The organism is Neobacillus drentensis (assembly GCF_036966985.1).
Lineage (GTDB): Bacteria > Bacillota > Bacilli > Bacillales > Cytobacillaceae > Neobacillus > Neobacillus drentensis_E.
Map to the genome: position 1 here is coordinate 1 of NZ_JBALSN010000699.1, position 298 is coordinate 298.

A 298-nucleotide genomic window follows, 5' to 3' on the forward strand; every position below is an offset into this window, starting at 1 on the left:
TCCCTGACTACCTTGGCAGCGTGCGGGTAAATTGCTCACTTAGCATGTAAGATTCTTTTCCTTATTTGCTCAATTGAGATTCATTGCTGTGGTAAAAATCGTGTTTGTCCCTCGTATTAATTAAATAATAAATAGGTATTTTATACCACGTACTATAGTATGTAGATTCTACAAAATTTGACTTTTTTCGTGACAATCTCGTGACAGGGACTATGGGGATGGTTCTGTCGGCACACTTCCTAAACAGTTAATGACTCTTGTCCAAGCCTAAACTAAACTCAATTTCCGCATCACATAG